At 75.3% G+C, this 16,879-nt stretch carries 16 protein-coding genes and 2 tRNA genes; 13 read left to right on the top strand and 5 right to left on the bottom strand.

Annotation, left to right across the window (positions count from 1 at the left end; all coding sequences use genetic code 11):
* From fliR to csrA, 7 genes are all read left to right on the top strand, one after another.
* The gene (fliR, locus tag AC5FZL_RS00675; protein WP_493616631.1) at window positions 1–795 is read left to right on the top strand and encodes a flagellar biosynthetic protein FliR; all 795 of its coding nucleotides are present in this window, start codon (window positions 1–3) and stop codon (window positions 793–795) included.
* Complete coding sequence (locus AC5FZL_RS00670; protein WP_493616630.1) at window positions 792–1,886, top strand: EscU/YscU/HrcU family type III secretion system export apparatus switch protein; 1,095 nt, start codon at window positions 792–794, stop codon at window positions 1,884–1,886. Before fliR ends, AC5FZL_RS00670 begins: the two co-directional genes overlap by 4 nt.
* A gap of 86 nt (window positions 1,887–1,972) precedes the next feature.
* Window positions 1,973–2,425 (top strand): hypothetical protein, encoded by a 453-nt coding sequence (locus tag AC5FZL_RS00665; protein ID WP_493616629.1) that lies wholly within the window; start codon window positions 1,973–1,975, stop codon window positions 2,423–2,425.
* A gap of 132 nt (window positions 2,426–2,557) precedes the next feature.
* Complete coding sequence (gene flhA, locus AC5FZL_RS00660) at window positions 2,558–4,612, top strand: flagellar biosynthesis protein FlhA (protein ID WP_493616628.1); 2,055 nt, start codon at window positions 2,558–2,560, stop codon at window positions 4,610–4,612.
* Window positions 4,602–6,050: a hypothetical protein gene (locus AC5FZL_RS00655; RefSeq protein ID WP_493616627.1), complete on the top strand. Its 1,449-nt coding sequence runs from the start codon at window positions 4,602–4,604 to the stop codon at window positions 6,048–6,050. The genes flhA and AC5FZL_RS00655 overlap by 11 nt, the downstream gene beginning before the upstream one ends.
* Window positions 6,047–6,688, top strand: coding sequence for a PilZ domain-containing protein (locus AC5FZL_RS00650; RefSeq protein ID WP_493616626.1), 642 nt, complete (start codon window positions 6,047–6,049; stop codon window positions 6,686–6,688). The genes AC5FZL_RS00655 and AC5FZL_RS00650 overlap by 4 nt, the downstream gene beginning before the upstream one ends.
* A gap of 23 nt (window positions 6,689–6,711) precedes the next feature.
* Complete coding sequence (csrA, locus tag AC5FZL_RS00645) at window positions 6,712–6,957, top strand: carbon storage regulator CsrA (protein WP_493616625.1); 246 nt, start codon at window positions 6,712–6,714, stop codon at window positions 6,955–6,957.
* Here csrA and AC5FZL_RS00640 read toward each other — a convergent pair.
* Together AC5FZL_RS00640 and AC5FZL_RS00635 are read right to left on the bottom strand one after the other, a co-directional pair.
* The gene (locus AC5FZL_RS00640) at window positions 6,935–8,062 is read right to left on the bottom strand and encodes a glutamate--cysteine ligase (RefSeq protein WP_493616624.1); all 1,128 of its coding nucleotides are present in this window, start codon (window positions 8,060–8,062) and stop codon (window positions 6,935–6,937) included. The genes csrA and AC5FZL_RS00640 overlap by 23 nt on opposite strands.
* Window positions 8,063–8,114: 52 nt before the next feature.
* The gene (locus AC5FZL_RS00635) at window positions 8,115–8,342 is read right to left on the bottom strand and encodes a DUF6480 family protein (RefSeq protein ID WP_493616623.1); all 228 of its coding nucleotides are present in this window, start codon (window positions 8,340–8,342) and stop codon (window positions 8,115–8,117) included.
* A gap of 282 nt (window positions 8,343–8,624) precedes the next feature.
* Between AC5FZL_RS00635 and AC5FZL_RS00630 the strand changes: the two genes are divergently transcribed.
* Both AC5FZL_RS00630 and AC5FZL_RS00625 read left to right on the top strand, forming a co-directional pair.
* The gene (locus tag AC5FZL_RS00630; RefSeq protein WP_493616622.1) at window positions 8,625–10,061 is read left to right on the top strand and encodes a DEAD/DEAH box helicase; all 1,437 of its coding nucleotides are present in this window, start codon (window positions 8,625–8,627) and stop codon (window positions 10,059–10,061) included.
* 143 nt (window positions 10,062–10,204) lie between these two features.
* On the top strand, window positions 10,205–11,464 hold the full coding sequence (locus tag AC5FZL_RS00625; protein WP_493616621.1) for an MFS transporter: 1,260 nt from the start codon (window positions 10,205–10,207) through the stop codon (window positions 11,462–11,464).
* 21 nt (window positions 11,465–11,485) lie between these two features.
* On the opposite strand, the gene AC5FZL_RS00620 is transcribed toward AC5FZL_RS00625, so the two are convergent.
* Window positions 11,486–13,039 (bottom strand): LCP family protein, encoded by a 1,554-nt coding sequence (locus AC5FZL_RS00620; RefSeq protein ID WP_493616620.1) that lies wholly within the window; start codon window positions 13,037–13,039, stop codon window positions 11,486–11,488.
* A gap of 171 nt (window positions 13,040–13,210) precedes the next feature.
* Between AC5FZL_RS00620 and AC5FZL_RS00615 the strand changes: the two genes are divergently transcribed.
* The 4 genes from AC5FZL_RS00615 (at window position 13,211) to mgrA (ending at window position 15,580) form a co-directional block, all read left to right on the top strand.
* Window positions 13,211–13,301 (top strand) — tRNA-Ser (locus tag AC5FZL_RS00615).
* Window positions 13,302–13,384: 83 nt separating this feature from the next.
* Window positions 13,385–13,457 (top strand) — tRNA-Arg (locus AC5FZL_RS00610).
* 316 nt (window positions 13,458–13,773) lie between these two features.
* The gene (locus tag AC5FZL_RS00605; protein ID WP_493616619.1) at window positions 13,774–14,541 is read left to right on the top strand and encodes an SDR family NAD(P)-dependent oxidoreductase; all 768 of its coding nucleotides are present in this window, start codon (window positions 13,774–13,776) and stop codon (window positions 14,539–14,541) included.
* Window positions 14,542–14,578: 37 nt separating this feature from the next.
* Window positions 14,579–15,580 carry an L-glyceraldehyde 3-phosphate reductase gene (gene mgrA / locus AC5FZL_RS00600; RefSeq protein WP_493616618.1) on the top strand — a complete coding sequence of 334 codons (1,002 nt, stop codon included), beginning with the start codon at window positions 14,579–14,581 and terminating at the stop codon, window positions 15,578–15,580.
* A gap of 6 nt (window positions 15,581–15,586) precedes the next feature.
* On the opposite strand, the gene AC5FZL_RS00595 is transcribed toward mgrA, so the two are convergent.
* Together AC5FZL_RS00595 and AC5FZL_RS00590 are read right to left on the bottom strand one after the other, a co-directional pair.
* A complete protein-coding gene (locus AC5FZL_RS00595; RefSeq protein ID WP_493616617.1) occupies window positions 15,587–16,252 on the bottom strand; it encodes a vitamin K epoxide reductase family protein in 666 nt (221 codons plus the stop codon).
* On the bottom strand, window positions 16,249–16,879 hold a 631-nt coding region (locus tag AC5FZL_RS00590), incomplete at its 5' end, for a DsbA family protein (RefSeq protein WP_493616616.1). The genes AC5FZL_RS00595 and AC5FZL_RS00590, both read right to left, overlap by 4 nt.

Genomic DNA, 16,879 nt, shown 5'->3' with positions numbered 1-16,879 from the left:
GTGACGCTGCCCTCGCCCGCGACCCTGTCCCTGGGCGTCCCGCTCGACTCCGTGGTCGTGACCCTCCTCGTCATGCTGCGCATCACCACGTGGCTCGTCATCGCGCCGCCGTTCTCCCACCGGGCCATCCCGGCGCGGGTCAAGGCGCTGCTGGCCCTGGCGCTGTCCCTGGCCGTGGCCCCCGGCGTGGACGCCCCCGAGCTCGGCCTGGACGCCGGGCCGCTCGTGGTCGCGGCCTCCCAGCAGGTGCTGGTCGGCGGGGCGCTGGGGTTCCTGTGCTACCTGGTCTTCGCCGCGGTGCAGGCCGCCGGCGACCTGCTCGACGTCTTCGGCGGCTTCCAGGTGGCCGCGGCGTTCGACCCGCAGATGCAGAGCAACGGGGCGACGTTCGGCAAGCTCTACCAGTTCACCGCGATCGTCCTGCTCTTCGCCAGCGACGGGCACCTGATCGTCCTGCACGGCCTGCACCGCAGCTTCGCGGTGCTCGGGGTCGACGAGGTGCTGTCCCTCGAGGTGATGGCCCGCGTGGTCACCGAGGGCACCGGGCAGCTGATGCTGGCGTCGCTGCAGATCGCCGGCCCCCTCATCGCCGTCCTCTTCCTCACCGACGTCGGCCTCGGCCTGCTCACCCGCGCCGCCCCGGCCCTCAACGCCTTCTCCCTCGGCTTCCCGCTCAAGATCTTCATCACCCTCAGCCTGGCCGGGATCGCCGTCGCGGTCCTGCCGCAGGTCGTCGACTCCCTGGCCCGGGACGCCGCGCTGCAGTCCCTGGCCACCGCGGGGGCCGGCCGGTGAGCGGGGGCGAGGACAAGACCGAGAAGCCCACCGCCAAGAAGCTCAAGGAGGCGCGCCAGCAGGGCCAGGTCGCCAAGTCGGCCGACCTGGGGGCCTGGCTGGGCGTCGGAGCGGCCGCGGCCGTGCTGCCGATGACCATCGCGACCGGCCGCGAGCGGGCCGTGGCGATGTTCGACGGGCTGGACGAGGTGGCGCGCGACCCGGAGCCGGCGCGGATGTTCGCGGCGCTGGCGGAGGGCGCAGCGGCGATCGCGCCGATCCTCGGCCCGCTCACCGCGGTCACCGTCGTCGTGGCGATCGCGGCCGCGGTCGGCCAGGGCGGCCTGCACTTCGCCTCGAAGGCCGCGAAGCCCAGCGCCAAGAACCTCAACCTGCTCAAGGGCGTCAAGCGCCTGTTCGGCCCTCAGTCCTGGTGGCAGGGCGCCAAGGCCCTCCTCAAGACGGTGGCCATCGGCATCGTGCTCTACATGACCGTCCAGGGGCTGGCCCCGCTGCTGCTCTCGGCCGGCTCCCTGCCGCTGAGCAGCCTCACCGCCGTCGTCTCCGGCGGCGCGGCGTCGCTGGTGCGCACCGCGGTGCTCGTCGGCCTGGTGCTGGGCGTCGCCGACTTCGCCGTGGTCAAGCGCCGCACGATGAAGCAGCTGAAGATGACCAAGAAGGAGGTCCGGGACGAGCACAAGCAGAGCGAGGGCGACCCCATGCTCAAGGGGGCGATCCGCTCCAAGCAGCTCGCCATGAGCCGGAACCGGATGATGGCCGAGGTGCAGAAGGCCGACGTGGTCCTGGTCAACCCCACCCACGTCGCCGTGGCCCTGCGCTACGACAAGGACAAGGGCGCCCCCCGCGTGGTGGCCAAGGGCTCCGGCCACGTGGCGGCGCGCATCCGCGCCAAGGCCGCCGAGCACCGCGTGCCGATGGTGGCCGACGTGCCGCTGGCCCGGGCCCTGCACTCCGCGTGCGAGCTGGGGGAGGAGATCCCGCCGCACCTGTACGCGTCGGTGGCCCGGGTGCTCGCCTTCGTCATGGCGCTGCGCCGCAGGGGCAGCGCCGCCGGGATCCACACCTCCCCGGCGGCGAGCCTGGCCGGCTGAGGCGCGGCGGCGGCTGGGCCGACCGGGGGAACCCGCTGCAGCGCCGCCGCCCGCCCGCCGATGTCGGGAGCGGGAGGGAGAGCGCCATGGAGATCGGACCCATCCAGGGGCAGCCACCGGCGGTGCCCGTCGTGACCGCGGTGCCCGGTGCCGGGGGAGCGCGCACCGACGCCGACGGCGGCGCGCGCACGAGCGCGGTGTCGCGCCCGGGCGCCGTCGAGCACGCCGCCGGCCAGCTCGGGCTCACCAGCGCGCAGCTGCTCGGCGTCCTCACCGACGACGACCGCGAGGTGCTCGCCGCCGCGGCCCACGCCGAGTCGGTGCAGGCCGCCGTGGCCACCGAGCGCTACCTGGGCCGGCTGTGGACCGACCTCACCGTGGGCGACGCGCAGGCCCTGCAGGTGCGGTACGTGCGCAGCCTGTACCCGATCGAGCCCGCCCACCTGGCCGGGATCATCGCCTACCTGGAGTCGCGCGTCAGCGAGCGCGAGGCGCCGGCGAGGCCCCGCGGCACCCCGCGCGTCGACCGCGTCCTGTAGGGGGCCGGGGCCGGTCCCGGGCCGGCTCAAGGTTCTGGGCGCTGCCGCCGATGACCCCTCTGCCAGGACGGCGCAGCACGGCCACGGACGGGCCCGACAGCAACGGGGAGCACCTCACCCCGGAACGGACGGATGTTGAGCCCTCGTCGCTGGACCAAGTACGCCATGCCCGTGGGCGTGGTGGGCATCGTCCTCCTGCTGGTCATCCCCCTGCCGGCAGTCCTGCTCGACCTCCTCATCGCGGTGAACATCACCGGCGCCCTCGTCATCCTCATGACGAGCATGTACGTGCGCCGCCCGCTGGAGTTCTCGATCTTCCCGTCGCTGCTGCTGGTGGCGACGCTGTTCCGCCTCGGGCTCAACGTGGCCTCCACCCGGCTCGTGCTCTCCGAGGGCTACGCCGGCAAGGTCATCGACGCCTTCGGCCACTTCGTCGTCGGCGGCTCGCTCGTCATCGGCCTCGTGATCTTCCTCATCCTCGTGGTGATCCAGTTCGTCGTCATCACCAACGGCGCCGGCCGCGTCGCCGAGGTGGGCGCCCGCTTCACCCTCGACGCGATGCCCGGCAAGCAGATGGCGATCGACGCCGACCTCAACGCCGGCCTCATCGACGAGGACACGGCGCGCACGCGGCGCGCGGACGTCACCGCCGAGGCCGACTTCTACGGCGCGATGGACGGCAGCTCGAAGTTCGTCAAGGGCGACGCCATCGCCGGCATCATCATCACGGTCATCAACCTCGTCGGCGGGTTCGTCATCGGCATGCTCCAGCGGGGCATGGCGCCGGGGGAGGCCCTGGAGACCTACAGCCTGCTGACCATCGGCGACGGCCTGGTCACCCAGATCCCGGCCCTGCTCATGTCGGTCGCCACCGGCCTCATCGTCACCCGCTCCACCACCCAGGGCGACCTGGGCACCGACGCCGCCACCCAGCTGCTGCGCCACCGCCCGGCCCTGCGGATCGCCGGTGCCGGCGCCCTGGCCATCGCCCTCATCCCCGGCCTGCCGAAGCTGCCGTTCCTCGTCATCGCCGGCGCCCTGCTGCTCGTGGCCCAGCGCGTGCCCGCCGACCCCGACGCGGAGGCCGGCCACGGCGAGGAGGCCGGCACCGCGCTCGTCGCGGCGCCGGAGACCCCCGAGCAGCTCATGCAGCAGATGCGCGTGGACCCGCTGGAGATCGTGCTCGCCCCCGACCTCGTCGACCTGGTCGACGCCGCCAGCGGCGGGGACCTGCTGGACCGGGTGCGCTCCCTGCGGCGCAAGGTCGCCCTCGAGCTCGGCGTGGTGGTGCCGCCGGTGCGCACCCGCGACTCCATCGACCTGCCGCTGTCGAGCTACGCCGTCCGGATCTCCGGGGTCCAGGTGGGGGCCGGCTTCGCCCCGCCGGGCAAGGTGCTGGCCCTGGGCGACGCGCTCGACGGCCTGCCGGGCCAGACGACGACCGAGCCGGTCTTCGGGCTCGCGGGCAAGTGGGTGCCCGCCGAGATGCGGCACCAGGCCGAGCTGACCGGCGCGACCGTCGTCGACCGGGCGTCGGTGCTCATCACGCACCTGGCGGAGATCGTCCGCGACAACGCGCCGCGCCTGCTCAGCCGCGAGGACGTGCGCACTCTCACCGACGCGCTCAAGCAGACCGACCCCGCCGTGGTGGAGGAGCTGGTGCCGAACCTGCTCAGCCTCGGCGAGGTGCAGCGGGTGCTGCAGGCGCTGCTCGAGGAGGGCGTGCCGGTGCGCGACCTCGGTCGCATCTTCGAGGGGCTCTCGCTGCGCGCCAAGGGCGGGGCCGACCTGGACGCCCTGGTCGAGGCCGCCCGCACTGCCCTGGGCCCGGCCGTGGCCGCCGCCCACGTGCAGGACGGCGTGCTGCGGGTGCTCACGCTCGACCCGCTGCTCGAGCACCAGCTCGTGGAGTCGCTGCGGGTCACCGACGCCGGCACGCAGCTCAGCGTCGACCCGGCCCGCGTGGAGCGGCTGGTCGACGAGATCGGCCGCAGGCTCGCCCGGGCCGAGGACCAGGGGTGGGCGCCGGTGCTCGTCTGCGCTCCCGCCCTGCGCTCGCCGCTGCGGCGGCTGGTCGCCATGGCGGTGCCCCGGGTGGCCGCACTGTCCTACGCCGAGGTCTCCGGACCCGGCCTGATGATCGAGACCGTGGGGGTGGTCAGCGGTGCTGACGCAGTTGCTGCTTGAGGGTCCGGCGATCGAGCCGCTGCTGGCGCGGGTGCGCGCCGAGCACGGCCCCTCGGCGCGGATCGTGCGCGCCGAGCGGGTCCGCGTGGGCGGCTTCGCGGGCTTCTTCTCGCGCCAGCGCTTCGAGGTGACGGTCGAGGTCGCCCTCGGGGACGCCGCGCCGGCGGCGCCCGCGCCGGCCCCGGTGCAGGCCCCGGTGCAGGCCCCGGTGCAGGCCCCGGTGGAGGCCGTGGCGCGCGTCTCGGTGCCTTCCTCCGTGCCCGCCTCCGTGCCCGCTCCCCGGACTGCACCGACCGCGCCCGCCGATGCCGGGGGCCTCGAGGCCCTGCTCGCCGCCGCGGAGAGCGCCGAGCACCTCACCGAGCAGGTGGCCCTGTCGACCGCCACCGCCCCCGCCCCTGCACCCGCCGCGGCCGTCGACGGCCACCGCGCCCTGTCGACCCAGGCGCCGGAGTTCACGGCGCTGCTCGACAGCGTTCGCCTGGCGCTGGAGACCCCCGCGCCCGCGGCGGCTCCGGCTCCGCCGGCCCCGGTCGCGGCCCCGGTCGCTGCCCCGGTCGTCGCCCCGGTGGTGGCGGAGGCGGCCCCGGCCGAGCCCCGGCGCGGCCGCAGGGCCGTGCCGTCCCTGGGCCGGATCCCCACCCCCGGCGGCGCCAGCGGGAAGGCGCTGGACGGCGTCCTCTTCCCGGCGCCGCGCGCCGACGCCTCCGTCATCCCGCTCGTCGCCGGGACCGGCGCTCTGCACCAGCAGCTGGCGGGCCTCGGCCTGCCCGCGGACCTGTGCAACGGCCTGCCCGGCGACCTGTCCGCGGCGCTGCCCGTGCTGGCCAGCCGGCTGCGCGCGCGCACCAGCGCGCCGCGCGTGCCGCTGCGCCCCGGCTCGGTCGTCGTCGTGGTCGGCCGCGCCTCCGCGGCCCTCGGCGTCGCCGAGCAGCTCGCGGCCCGGATGGGCCTGACCCGCCAGGACGTGCGCCTCCTCGGCGGGCCCGAGGGAGCGGTCCCGCGCACCCGCAGCCTCAAGGACGCCCGCTCGGCCGCCCGCTCGGCGGCCCGGGCGCGCTCGCGGGGCCGGTCGATGGTGGTCGTCGTCGACGCCGCCCTGGGCGAGGACACCGCCGTCGCGCGGGCCGGCGTCGACGCGCTGCGCGCCGACCAGTGCTGGGCCGTGGTCGAGGCCACCGCCAAGACCGCCGACACCGCGCGGTGGATGCGCCAGGTGGCGCCCGCCGTCGACGCCGTGGCGGTGCGCGGGCTCGCCGCGACGGCCGACCCGGTCGCCGTGCTGGGGCTGCCCGCGCCGGTGGCGCTGGTCGACGGCCGGCAGGCCGACGTCCGCTCGTGGCTGTCGCTGATCGGCGCGCGCCTGGTCGAGGACATGGTGGACGGCGCCCTCGCGGGCCCGGCCGCCTCCCTCGAGGCCGCGGGAGCCGTGGCGTGAGCGCGCTGGACCTGCCGCTGTCCCTGCCGGGCCTGAACGCCCGCGTGAGCGTCGTGGACTCCTCCGGCCGCAGCCGTCCCAGCCGGGTCGAGGACCTGGACGAGGGCTGGCTGGCCGTGGCCGCGCCGAGCTTCCCCGGCGACGTCGAGCCGCCCGAGGAGGGGCAGGCCTACGAGCTGGTCTGGCCCACCACCCGCGCGGCGCTGGTGGTCCAGGTCGTCCTGCGCGAGCGCGTGCCGGGCGCGGTGCCGCTGTGGTGGCTGCAGCCGGTCGGCGACATCGTCGTCAACCAGCGCCGCTCCTTCGTGCGGGCCCCGGCCGTCGTGGCCAGCACCCGCCTCACGTGGCTCGTGCCGGACGAGGGCATCGCCGAGGGGGAGGTCCTCGACCTCAGCGAGGGCGGGATGCTGGCGCTGGTCACCGGCTGGCGCGGCCGCGCGGGCAGCGCCGTGGTCGCCGACGTCGAGATCGGCGGCGAGCACGAGGGCCAGTTCGCCCTCACCGGCACCGTCCTGCGGGCCACCAGCCGCGCGCTGGCCACCGAGGTGGCGGTCCAGTTCCACCAGCCGGTGCCCGGTGCGGACGCCATCCGCCGGCACGTCTTCGCCTGGGACCGGCGCTTCCGGCGCGAGCGCTGACCGCAGGGCCCTATCGTGGGGGGATGCTGGTCCTCACCCGTCGCGCCGGCGAGAGCGTCGTCATCGGGGGCAACGTCGTCGTCACGGTCGTCGAGGTCCGCGGAGACGTGGTCCGGGTCGGCATCGAGGCCCCCCGCGAGGTGCAGGTGCACCGCGAGGAGGTCTTCCGCGCCGTGCGCGAGGCGAACCTCGCGGCGGCTGCCGCCACCACGAGCCCGGCGGCGCTCGACGCGCTGCGCTCGGGGCTCAGGCCTCCCGCATCTCCGTGACCAGGCTGGCCACCACGGCCCGCAGGTCGCCCCCCGACGCCGCGGCGACCGCGCGCTGCCGCTGGTAGCTCGCGCCGCGGCGCGGGATCTCCGCCACGGAGGCCAGCTCGTCGCGGCAGCCCAGCCGCGCGGCGGTGGAGGCCAGGCGCTCGAGCAGGTCGTCCAGGTCGTCGGTCACGAGCCGCTCGCGGCCGGCCGCGTCGAGGATGATCTCGGCGTCCAGGCCGTAGCGGGCGGCGCGCCACTTGTTCTCCTGCACGTGCCACGGCGGCATGGTCGGCAGCTCCTCGCCGGCCTCCAGCCGCGCGTCGAGGTCGACGACGAGGCAGTGCACCAGGGCCGTGAGCGCTGACAGCTCGCGCAGGCTCGGCACGCCGTCGCAGACCCGCACCTCGATCGTGCCCAGCCGGGGCGAGGGCCGGATGTCCCACCGGATGTCGCTGAAGCCGTCGATCACGCCGGTGACGAGCATGTCGTCGACGTAGGACTCCAGCTCGGGCCACGTGGCGAACTGGAACGGCAGGCCCGCCGTCGGCAGCTGCTGGAACATCAGCGCCCGGTTGCTCGCGTAGCCGGTGTCGGTGCCGGCCCAGTACGGCGAGGACGCCGACAGCGCCTGCAGGTGCGGGAACTGGTTGAGCAGCGAGTTGAGGATCGGCAGCACCTTGTGCACCGAGGAGATCCCCACGTGCACGTGCACGCCCCAGATGAGCATCTGGCGCCCCCACCACTGCGTGCGCTCGATGAGCTCGGCGTAGCGGGGGCTCTCGGTCAGGTGCTGCTCGCTCCACTGCGCGAACGGGTGGGTGCCGGAGCTCACGACCTCCAGGCCGAGCGGGTCGGTGGCCGCGCGCACGACGCGCAGGCTGTCGCGCAGGTCGTCCATCGCCTCGCCGACGGTGTCGCAGATCCCCGTCACGACCTCGACGGTGTTGCGCAGCAGCTCCTTGGTGATCCGCGGGTTCTCGGCCGCGCCCTCGGGCCGGACGGCGTCCAGCACCTCGCCGGCGCCGTTGACGAGGTCGCCGGTGGCGCGGTCGACCAGCGCCATCTCCCACTCCACGCCCAGCGTCGGGCGGGGGGAGGGGGTGAAGGGCACGCTCACGCGCGGATCCTCGCAGACGGGGCGGGCGCGGTGCAGGCCCCGCGCGAGGGCGTCAGAGGGCTCGGACGAACAGGGCCAGCGCGACCGCGATGACGACCACGACGATGCCGATCGCGATCGCGGCGTTGGCGCCCCTGCCGGGCAGCTTCGGCTCGTTGAAGGAGACGCCGCTCATGCCCGACTCCGCCGGCGGGGTGTCGCCCGGCTGGACGGAGCCACCGGGCGTGAGGCCGGTCGTCTCCTCGGGCGTCGGGTCCGGGCTCTTGCTGACGTCGCTCACGGCACCACTGTGCGCGCGAGCGGGTGGTCGTGCACGGTGAGCGGTGCGGTGAGCGACGCCCGACGGGGTGGAGCGGACCGGGAACAACCCGGCGTCCCGTAGCCTTGACACCACTGACGGCGCTCTCGCCGTCCACCCGCGGGCCCTCGGGCCCGCGCGGTCGCTCGTGGAACGTGATCTGACGACCTGGTGCACCGGCACGCCCGGCAGCCACCGCAGCGTCGTCCTGCCGCGGACTCGACAACGCGCGGCCACCCACGACGATCGACCAGGAAGGTCCACGTGCAGAGCACGGACTCACCCCGCTCCACCCCCCGCAGCGCCGGCCCCCGCCCCGGGCGCCCCACCGCTCCCCGCTCCCGGCCCGCCTCCTCCGGTGGCCACTCCGGGTCCTCCTCCCGCTCCGGCTCCTTCGGCCGCAGCTCGGGCCCGCGCCGCTCCTCGGGCACCAGCGCCCTGCGCCCCTCCCGCGCCTCGGCGCTGGAGCAGGCCCTGACCGACTCCGCGGCCCTGCCGCTGCCCGAGTCCCCGACCTTCACCGGCCTGGGGCTGTCCGAGCGGCTGGCCGGTGCGCTGCGCCGCCGCGGGATCGAGACCCCCACCTCGGTGCAGGCCCGCACGCTGCCCGACGCCCTCGCCGGGCGGGACGTGCTGGGCCGCGCCCAGACCGGCGCCGGCAAGACCCTCGCCTTCGGCCTCCCGATGCTCGAGCGCATCGCCGCGGCCACCGGCGGCGCCGCGGCGACGCCGCGCCGCCCCCAGGGGCTCGTGGTCGTGCCGACCCGCGAGCTGGCCCGCCAGGTCCACGACGCGCTGACGCCGTTCGCCCACGTGCTCGGGCTCAAGCTGACGACCGTCTACGGCGGCGCCGGCATGCGCGGGCAGGTGCAGGCGCTGCGCCGCGGCGTCCACCTCGTGGTGGCCACCCCGGGCCGCCTCGAGGACCACATCCGCCAGAACAACACCGGCCTGGGCGACGTCATGGTCACCGTGCTGGACGAGGCCGACTTCATGGCCGACCTCGGCTTCGTGCCGGCGATCCAGCGCCTGCTGGACCTCGTGCCGGCCGGCAGCCAGCGCCTGCTCTTCTCGGCCACCCTCGACCGCGGGGTCGAGGACCTCGTGCGCCGCTACCTCGTCGACCCGGCGCTGCACGCCGTCACGCCCGACGCGGGCGCCGAGGTCACCATGGAGCACCGCCTGCTGCGGGTGCGCCGCGACGACAAGGTGGCCGTGGCCGCCGCGATCTCCGCGCGCGAGGGCCGCACGCTGCTCTTCGTCCGCACCCAGCTCGGCGCGGACCGCCTCGCCGAGCAGCTCACCGAGGCCGGCGTCCCGGCCGCCCCGCTGCACGGCGGGATGCGCCAGGGCGACCGGCAGAGGGCGCTCGCGCGCTTCTCCGACGGCACCGGGCCGGTGCTCGTGGCCACCGACGTGGCCGCCCGCGGCATCCACGTCGACGGCGTGGACCTCGTCGTGCACGCCGACCCGCCGGCGGACGCCAAGGACTACCTGCACCGCAGCGGACGCACCGCTCGCGCCGGGCGCAGCGGCACCGTCGTCTCGCTCCTGCTGCCCGACCAGGTGCGCGCGGGCGAGGCCCTGCAGCGGGCGCTCGGCACCGGTGCGGTCTCCGAGCCGGCCCGCCCGGGCGACGCCGTGCTGGCCCAGATCGCGGCGGCCTCCTCCGACGCCCCGGCGGAGCCCGCCAGCGCCTGAGGCGCGATCGCCGCAGCACCGCCCGACGACCTCCCCGCAGCCCGCGGGGAGGTCGTCGGCGCTTCCCGGGTGCTCGTCGACCGGAATACAGTTGCTGGAGGCAACCGTTGACCGTCGCGAGACCGCACCGTCCGAGGAGAGCCATGGCCACCAGCACCCCGTCCGCCGCTGCCACGCCGGGAGGGTCCTCCGGCGGCCTGCTGCGCCAGCCGCGGGCGGTCTGGGCGGTCGCGTTCGCCTGCGTGATCGCCTTCATGGGCATCGGGCTGGTCGACCCGATCCTCAAGCCGATCGGCGAGCAGCTGCACGCCTCGCCGTCGCAGGTGTCGCTGCTGTTCACCAGCTACATGGCCGTCACCGGCGTGGCGATGCTCCTCACCGGGGCGATCAGCAGCCGGATCGGCGTCAAGGCCACCCTGCTGACCGGCCTGGGGATCATCGTCGTGTTCGCGGCGCTGGCCGGCTCCTCGAGCAGCGTCGGGGAGATCGTCGGGTTCCGGGCCGGCTGGGGCCTGGGCAACGCCCTGTTCATCGCCACCGCGCTGGCCACCATCGTCGGGGCCTCGTCGGGGGGCGTGGCGAGCGCGATCATCCTCTACGAGGCGGCCCTGGGCATCGGGATCGCCGCCGGCCCGCTGGTCGGCGGCCTGCTCGGGCACGCGTCCTGGCGCGGGCCGTTCTTCGGCGTCGCGGTGCTCATGGTCGTGGCCCTGGTCGCGCTGGTGGCCTTCCTGCCCCCGATCCCCAGGCCGCAGCGCCGCACGAGCGTGCTCGACCCGTTCCGCGCGCTGCGCCACCGCGGGCTGCTCACCGTCGCGCTCACCGCGCTGCTCTACAACTTCGGCTTCTTCACCCTGCTCGCCTACACCCCCTTCCCGCTGGGGCTCGGCACCTACGCGATCGGCTTCATCTTCTGCGGGTGGGGGCTGTGCCTGGCGGTGTCCTCGGTGCTGCTCGCCCCCCGGCTGCAGCGCCGCTTCGGCACGCTGCCGGTGATGGCGGCGGCCCTGCTCCTCTTCGCCGCGGACCTGGCCGTCATGGCCGTGGGCACGGGCTCCACGGCGGTGCTCGTGGTCTGCGTGGTCGTCGCCGGCGTCTTCCTCGGGGTGAACAACACCCTCATCACCGAGGCGGTCATGCTCGCCGCGCCGGTCGAGCGCGGCACGGCCTCGGCCGCCTACAGCTTCGTCCGCTTCGCCGGCGGGGCGGTCGCCCCGTGGCTGGCCGGCAGGCTCGGGGAGTCCGTCAGCCCGCACCTGCCCTTCGCCGTGGGGGCCGCCGCCACGGCCCTCGGCGTCCTCGTCCTCCTCAGCGGACGCCGGGTGCTCGCCGTGGTCGACGCGCACGAGCCGGTGCACGGCAGCCCGGAGGAGGCCGCGGTCGTCACCGCGGCCGACGCCTGAGCCCCCTCGGCGGGCTCCGCCTCAGCACACCGAGCTGGTGTCGACGGCCTGGTCGGGGTCGGCCGGCTGCTCCGGCGCGGGTGCCGGGACCACCGGTGCGCTCGGCGCCGCGGGGTCGGTGGTCGCGGGGTCGGTCGCCGCGGGCGGCGCCGGCGGCACGAGCGCCTGCTGCACCAGGCCCTGGAGGGCGGCGTAGTCGGGGTTCCCGGTGTCGATGTTCTCGCTGGTGAACGAGAGGGAGCGCAGGGAGCCGGCCTTGACCTTCTGGCCCAGCTCGATGAAGGCGTTCAGCTCGCTGCTGGTGATGTCGGTGTCGAGGTTCTCCTCGGCCGAGGCGGCCAGCTGCGGGAAGGCCCGGGCCAGCTCGAGCACGTCGAACTCGCGCACCGCGGCGTCGATGACGCAGCGCTGGCGGTCCATGCGCTCGTTGTTGTCCGAGCCCTCGCGGGAGCGGGCGAACCACAGCGCCTGGTAGCCGTCGAGGGTCTGGTCCTCGCCCTGGCGGATCCAGCCGGTGATCTTGTACTTGCGCCCGGTGGCCAGGTTGGTGCCGCCGCCGATCGGGATGTCCCGCGGGACGTCGATGGTCAGGCCGCCCATGGCGTTGACCAGGTCCTCGAAGCCCTTGAGGTCGACCGCGGCCTCGTAGTGGATCGGGAGGCCCAGGATGCTGCCGGCGGCCTCGCGGGTCGCCGCCAGGCCCGCGTTGTCCGCGCCGGGGAAGAGGGCCGGGTTCTGCTCGCCGAACAGCCAGGTGGCGTTGAGCATGCACCCGCCGTCGCCGTTGGCCTCGCAGGCCTCCGGCCACGCCCGCGCGGCGGCGCTACCGTTCTCGAACGGGATGTCCTCGAGCTGGCGCGGGAGGCTGAACAGCACCGTGTCGCCGGTGGTCGTGTCGATGCTGGCGACCATGACCGTGTCGGGGCGGGTCCCCGTGCGGTCGTCACCGGTGTCGGCGCCGACGAGGAGCACGTTCACCCGGGGCAGGTCGGCCCACGGGTCGGCGGCGGCGGTGTCGGCGCCCGGCCCCGAGCGGCCGTCCTCGCCGAACGTCGTCAGCAGCAGGGAGCGGCTGGTCATCGTGTACTGCGCCGCGGTGGCCGCGGGCAGCGCGACCAGGGCCATGAGCGCGGCCACGAGCACGACGGACAGGACGCGCTGGGCCCCGGTCAGGCCCTCGCGGCGCAGCGCCAGGTGGCTGGCCACGATGACCACGATCCAGGCGAGCGCCACGACGACGATCGCCACGGCCGCGGCCAGGAGGAACCGCGGCTCGAACACGAACCGGCGGGCGACGTCGACCGCCCGGCCGCTGAGCACGAGCGCGGCCGCGGCGGCGACCACGACGACGTCGAGGGCGAGCAGCAGCCCGCCGGCGACGCGGCGACCGGCGGCGTACAGGCCGGCCCCGGGGACGGCGGAGCCGAGGATCGTCAGCCAGACCAGCCGACCGAACCCGTCGCCGCGGCCCGTGGCGTGCCGGCCCCTCCCCGCTGCTGCGTCGTCGTCCCAGGGCTCGGCCGCCTCGCGAGGGACCTCTGCCGTGCGGACGTCACGCCGACGCGGATAGCTCATCGGCTCTGCGACCACTCTCGACCCCCTCGGTGCTCGTGCTCCTGGAGGGGCACGGGACTTCCATTCCACCACCTCGACCCCCCTCCCCGGGCACGGTCGGGGTGTGTCTCGCGATATCGTGGTCGAGCACTGCGCTCCGGACGGCTCCTGCCGGGCGGTCGAGCGGTGCGGGGAGGCGTCGCCTAGTCCGGTCTATGGCGCCCGCCTGCTAAGCGGGTTTGGGGCTAAAACTCCATCGCGGGTTCAAATCCCGCCGCCTCCGCTCCCCGGGCCCCGGCTGCGCGAGCAGCCGGGGCCCCCTTCACGGGGAGCGCCGCGGATCAGGTAGTGTCCTCTCCGGCGCACGCGCCCGTAGCTCAACGGATAGAGCATCTGACTACGGATCAGAAGGTTGCAGGTTCGAGTCCTGCCGGGCGCACTCGTTGAGACAGCGACGACGGAGGCCCCCACCGCAGACGTGCGGTGGGGGCCTCCGGCGTTCCGGGCGAGCGGCGGGCCACTCGTCGACGAGGACCGGGATGCTCAGGACGGCGCTCGCCGCCCCGGGGGCCGCGACGGCCAGCGGCGGGTCCTGGACCCCCGCGGTGGTGGGGTGCAGGCCCATCAGCCCTCGTGCGCCAGACGAGCGGCGAGCACGTCGTCGACGAGGAGCAGCGGGTGGTGGGGCGCCGCGGCGCGCACCATGCTGGCGAGCGCCGCCGCACCCCGCGGCGCCTCCGCGGAAGGACCCGCCCGTGAACGTCCTCGACACCTTCTCCCTCGCCGGCCGCACGGCCCTGGTCACCGGTGGCAACCGCGGCCTCGGCCGCGCCTTCGTCGTCGCCCTCGCGCAGGCCGGGGCGCGGGTGGCCTTCGTCGCGCGCGACGCCGAGCGCAGCGCCGCCGTGGTCGCCGAGCTGGCCGAGGAGGGGATCGACGTGCTGGCCGTCGAGGGCGACATCACGGTCGACGCCGACGTCGAGCGCACCGTCGCGACGGTGGTCGAGCAGCTGGGGGGCCTCGACGTCCTCGTCAACAACGCCGGCACGTGCTTCCACAACCCGTCGTGGGACGTGACCGACGAGGAGTGGGACGCCGTGTTCGACCTCAACGTGCGCGCGCTGTGGAAGTGCAGCCGGGCGGCGGGGCGGCACATGGCCGCCAGCGGTGGCGGCTCGATCGTCAACATCGGCTCGATGTCGGGGATCATCGTCAACCGCCCGCAGTGGCAGCCGGCGTACAACGCCTCCAAGGCCGCGGTGCACCACCTGACGACGTCCCTCGCCGCCGAGTGGGCGCCGCTGGGGATCCGGGTCAACGCCCTGGCGCCCGGGTACGTCAAGACCGAGATGGCGCCGGTGGACCGGCCCGACCTGCAGCGGTACTGGGTGCAGGACGCGCCGCAGCAGCGCTACGCCCAGCCCGAGGAGATCGCCCCGAGCGTGGTGTTCCTGGCCAGCGAGGCGTCGTCGTTCATGACCGGCTCGGTGCTCGTCGTGGACGGCGGGTACACGGCCTTCTGAGCCGTCGGCCGGAACGGCGGGGTGGCATGCTCGCGCCGTGCCGCACCTCGCCGACCCCGCCCGCTACGACGCCATGCCCTACCGGAGGGTGGGCCGCAGCGGCCTGTCGCTGCCGGCCGTCTCCCTCGGGCTCTGGCACAACTTCGGGGAGTCCTCTCCCCTGGAGACCCAGCGGGCCGTCGTCCGCCGCGCCTTCGACCTGGGCGTGACCCACTTCGACCTGGCCAACAACTACGGCCCCCCGCCGGGGGCGGCCGAGACGAGCTTCGGCGCCCTGCTCGCCTCGGACCTGCGGCCCTACCGCGACGAGCTCGTCATCTCCACCAAGGCCGGCTACGACATGTGGCCCGGGCCGTACGGCGACGGCGGCTCGCGCAAGCACCTGCTCTCCAGCCTCGACCAGTCCCTGCGCCGCCTCGGCCTCGACCACGTCGACGTCTTCTACAGCCACCGGTTCGACCCGACCACGCCGCTCGAGGAGACGATGGGGGCGCTGCACTCGGCGGTGCAGCAGGGCAAGGCCCGGTACGTCGGGATCTCCAACCACTCCCCGGAGCAGACCCGGGAGGCGGCCCGGCTGCTCGCCGCCCTCGGCACGCCGCTGCTCATCCACCAGCCCTCGTACTCGATGCTCAACCGGCACGTGGAGGAGGGCGAGCCGACCCTGCTCGACGTCCTCGACGAGGTCGGGGCCGGCTCGATCGCCTTCTCCCCGCTGGCCCAGGGGCTGCTCACCGACCGCTACCTCTCCGGCATCCCCGAGGGCTCCCGCGCCGCCAGCGCCAGCCCCTTCCTCACGGCCGAGCGGATCACGCCCGAGCAGCAGGCCACGGCGCGGGCGCTGGACGCGCTGGCGCAGCGGCGGGGGCAGACCCTGGCACAGATGGCGATCGCCTGGGTGCTGCGCGGCGGGAGGGTGACGTCCGCGCTGGTGGGGGCGAGCAGCGTCCGGCAGCTGGAGCAGAACGTCGCCGCCGTGGCGGACCTCGACTTCACGTCCGAGGAGCTGGCCGACGTCGAGCGCGTCCTCGCGGGCTGAGCGCCCTCAGGGCAGCAGGGTGCGCCAGTAGTCCCAGAACTCCACCGCGACGAGCACGAGCAGCAGGGCGTAGGTCGCCGCGGTGAGCAGCACCCGCTGCTCGACCAGCGCCGTGACCGCGCCCCGCGCCCGGGCGGGCGTGCGGACGAGCCCGCGGTCCAGGGCGTCGGCGGTGGTCGTCCACGCCATCGGGACGACCACCGCCCACACGACGACGCAGTAGGGGCACAGCGCGTGGATGGACCACAGCGTCTGGCCGGCCAGCCACAGGACGAAGACGAGCCCGAGGGACATCCCGGCCCAGAACCCCTGCTGCACCCAGCGGGGCAGCGCCGTGCCCGAGAGCAGCAGCACCCCCAGCAGCGCGGCCACGGAGAAGGCGCCGATGCCCAGCAGCGGGTTCGGGAAGCCGAGCAGCGCCGCCTGCCAGTGCACCATCACCGACCCGCACGACAGCACCGGGTTGATGCTGCACGACGGCACGTAGCTCGGGTCCTCGGCCAGCCGGAAGCGCTCGACGGCGAGCACGAACGAGGCCAGGAGCCCGATCGCGCCGCCGACCGCGAGCACCAGCCCCAGCCGCCGGGGCGGCACCAGCGGCGCGCCCCCGGACGGCGCCGGGTCGAGCGCCGGGTCCAGCGCCGGGTCGAGCGCCGGGTCGAGGGAGGTCACGACGCCAGCGCCGCCTCGATGTCGGCCTGCGCCGGCAGGCCCTGCGTCTGCAGCACCTCTCCGTCGACGAGCACGGTCGGCGTGCTCGTGACCCCGCCGTCGACCGCGCGCTGCGTGGTCTGCTCCACCCACGCCGCGTGGGTGCCGTCGGTGATGCAGGTGGTCGTCGCCCCGCTCGCACCGGCGTCGCGCGCCGCCTGGAGCACCACGTCCTCCGGCAGGCCCGAGCCGCCTTCCTCCGGCTGCTGGGCGAACAGGTCGTCGGTGAAGGCGGCGAAGTCGGCGCCGGAGTCCCCGGCCACGCAGGCCGCGGCCGCGGCGGCGCGGGTCGAGTACCCCTCGGAGGCCTCGTCGAGGAAGGAGATCGGCCGGTACTCCACCGCGAGGGCCCCGGCCGCGCGCTGCTGCGCCAGCCACGGGCCGGTCTCGGCCTCGAACTCCGCGCAGAACGGGCACTGGTAGTCGTAGTAGACGACGACGGTGTGCTCCGCGCCGGGATCCCCGACGAGGACCCCGCCCTGCTCGGTCGTCCCCGCGGGCGCGGCGACCGGCGCGTCGTCCTGGCGGCTGCTGACGACGGCCGCCACGACGAGGGCGACGGCCAGGAGGCCGGCGATCGCGGCGAGC

It is taken from the genome of Quadrisphaera sp. DVD1, from assembly GCF_058932755.1.
This window is presented reverse-complemented; position numbering and strand designations above follow the sequence as displayed.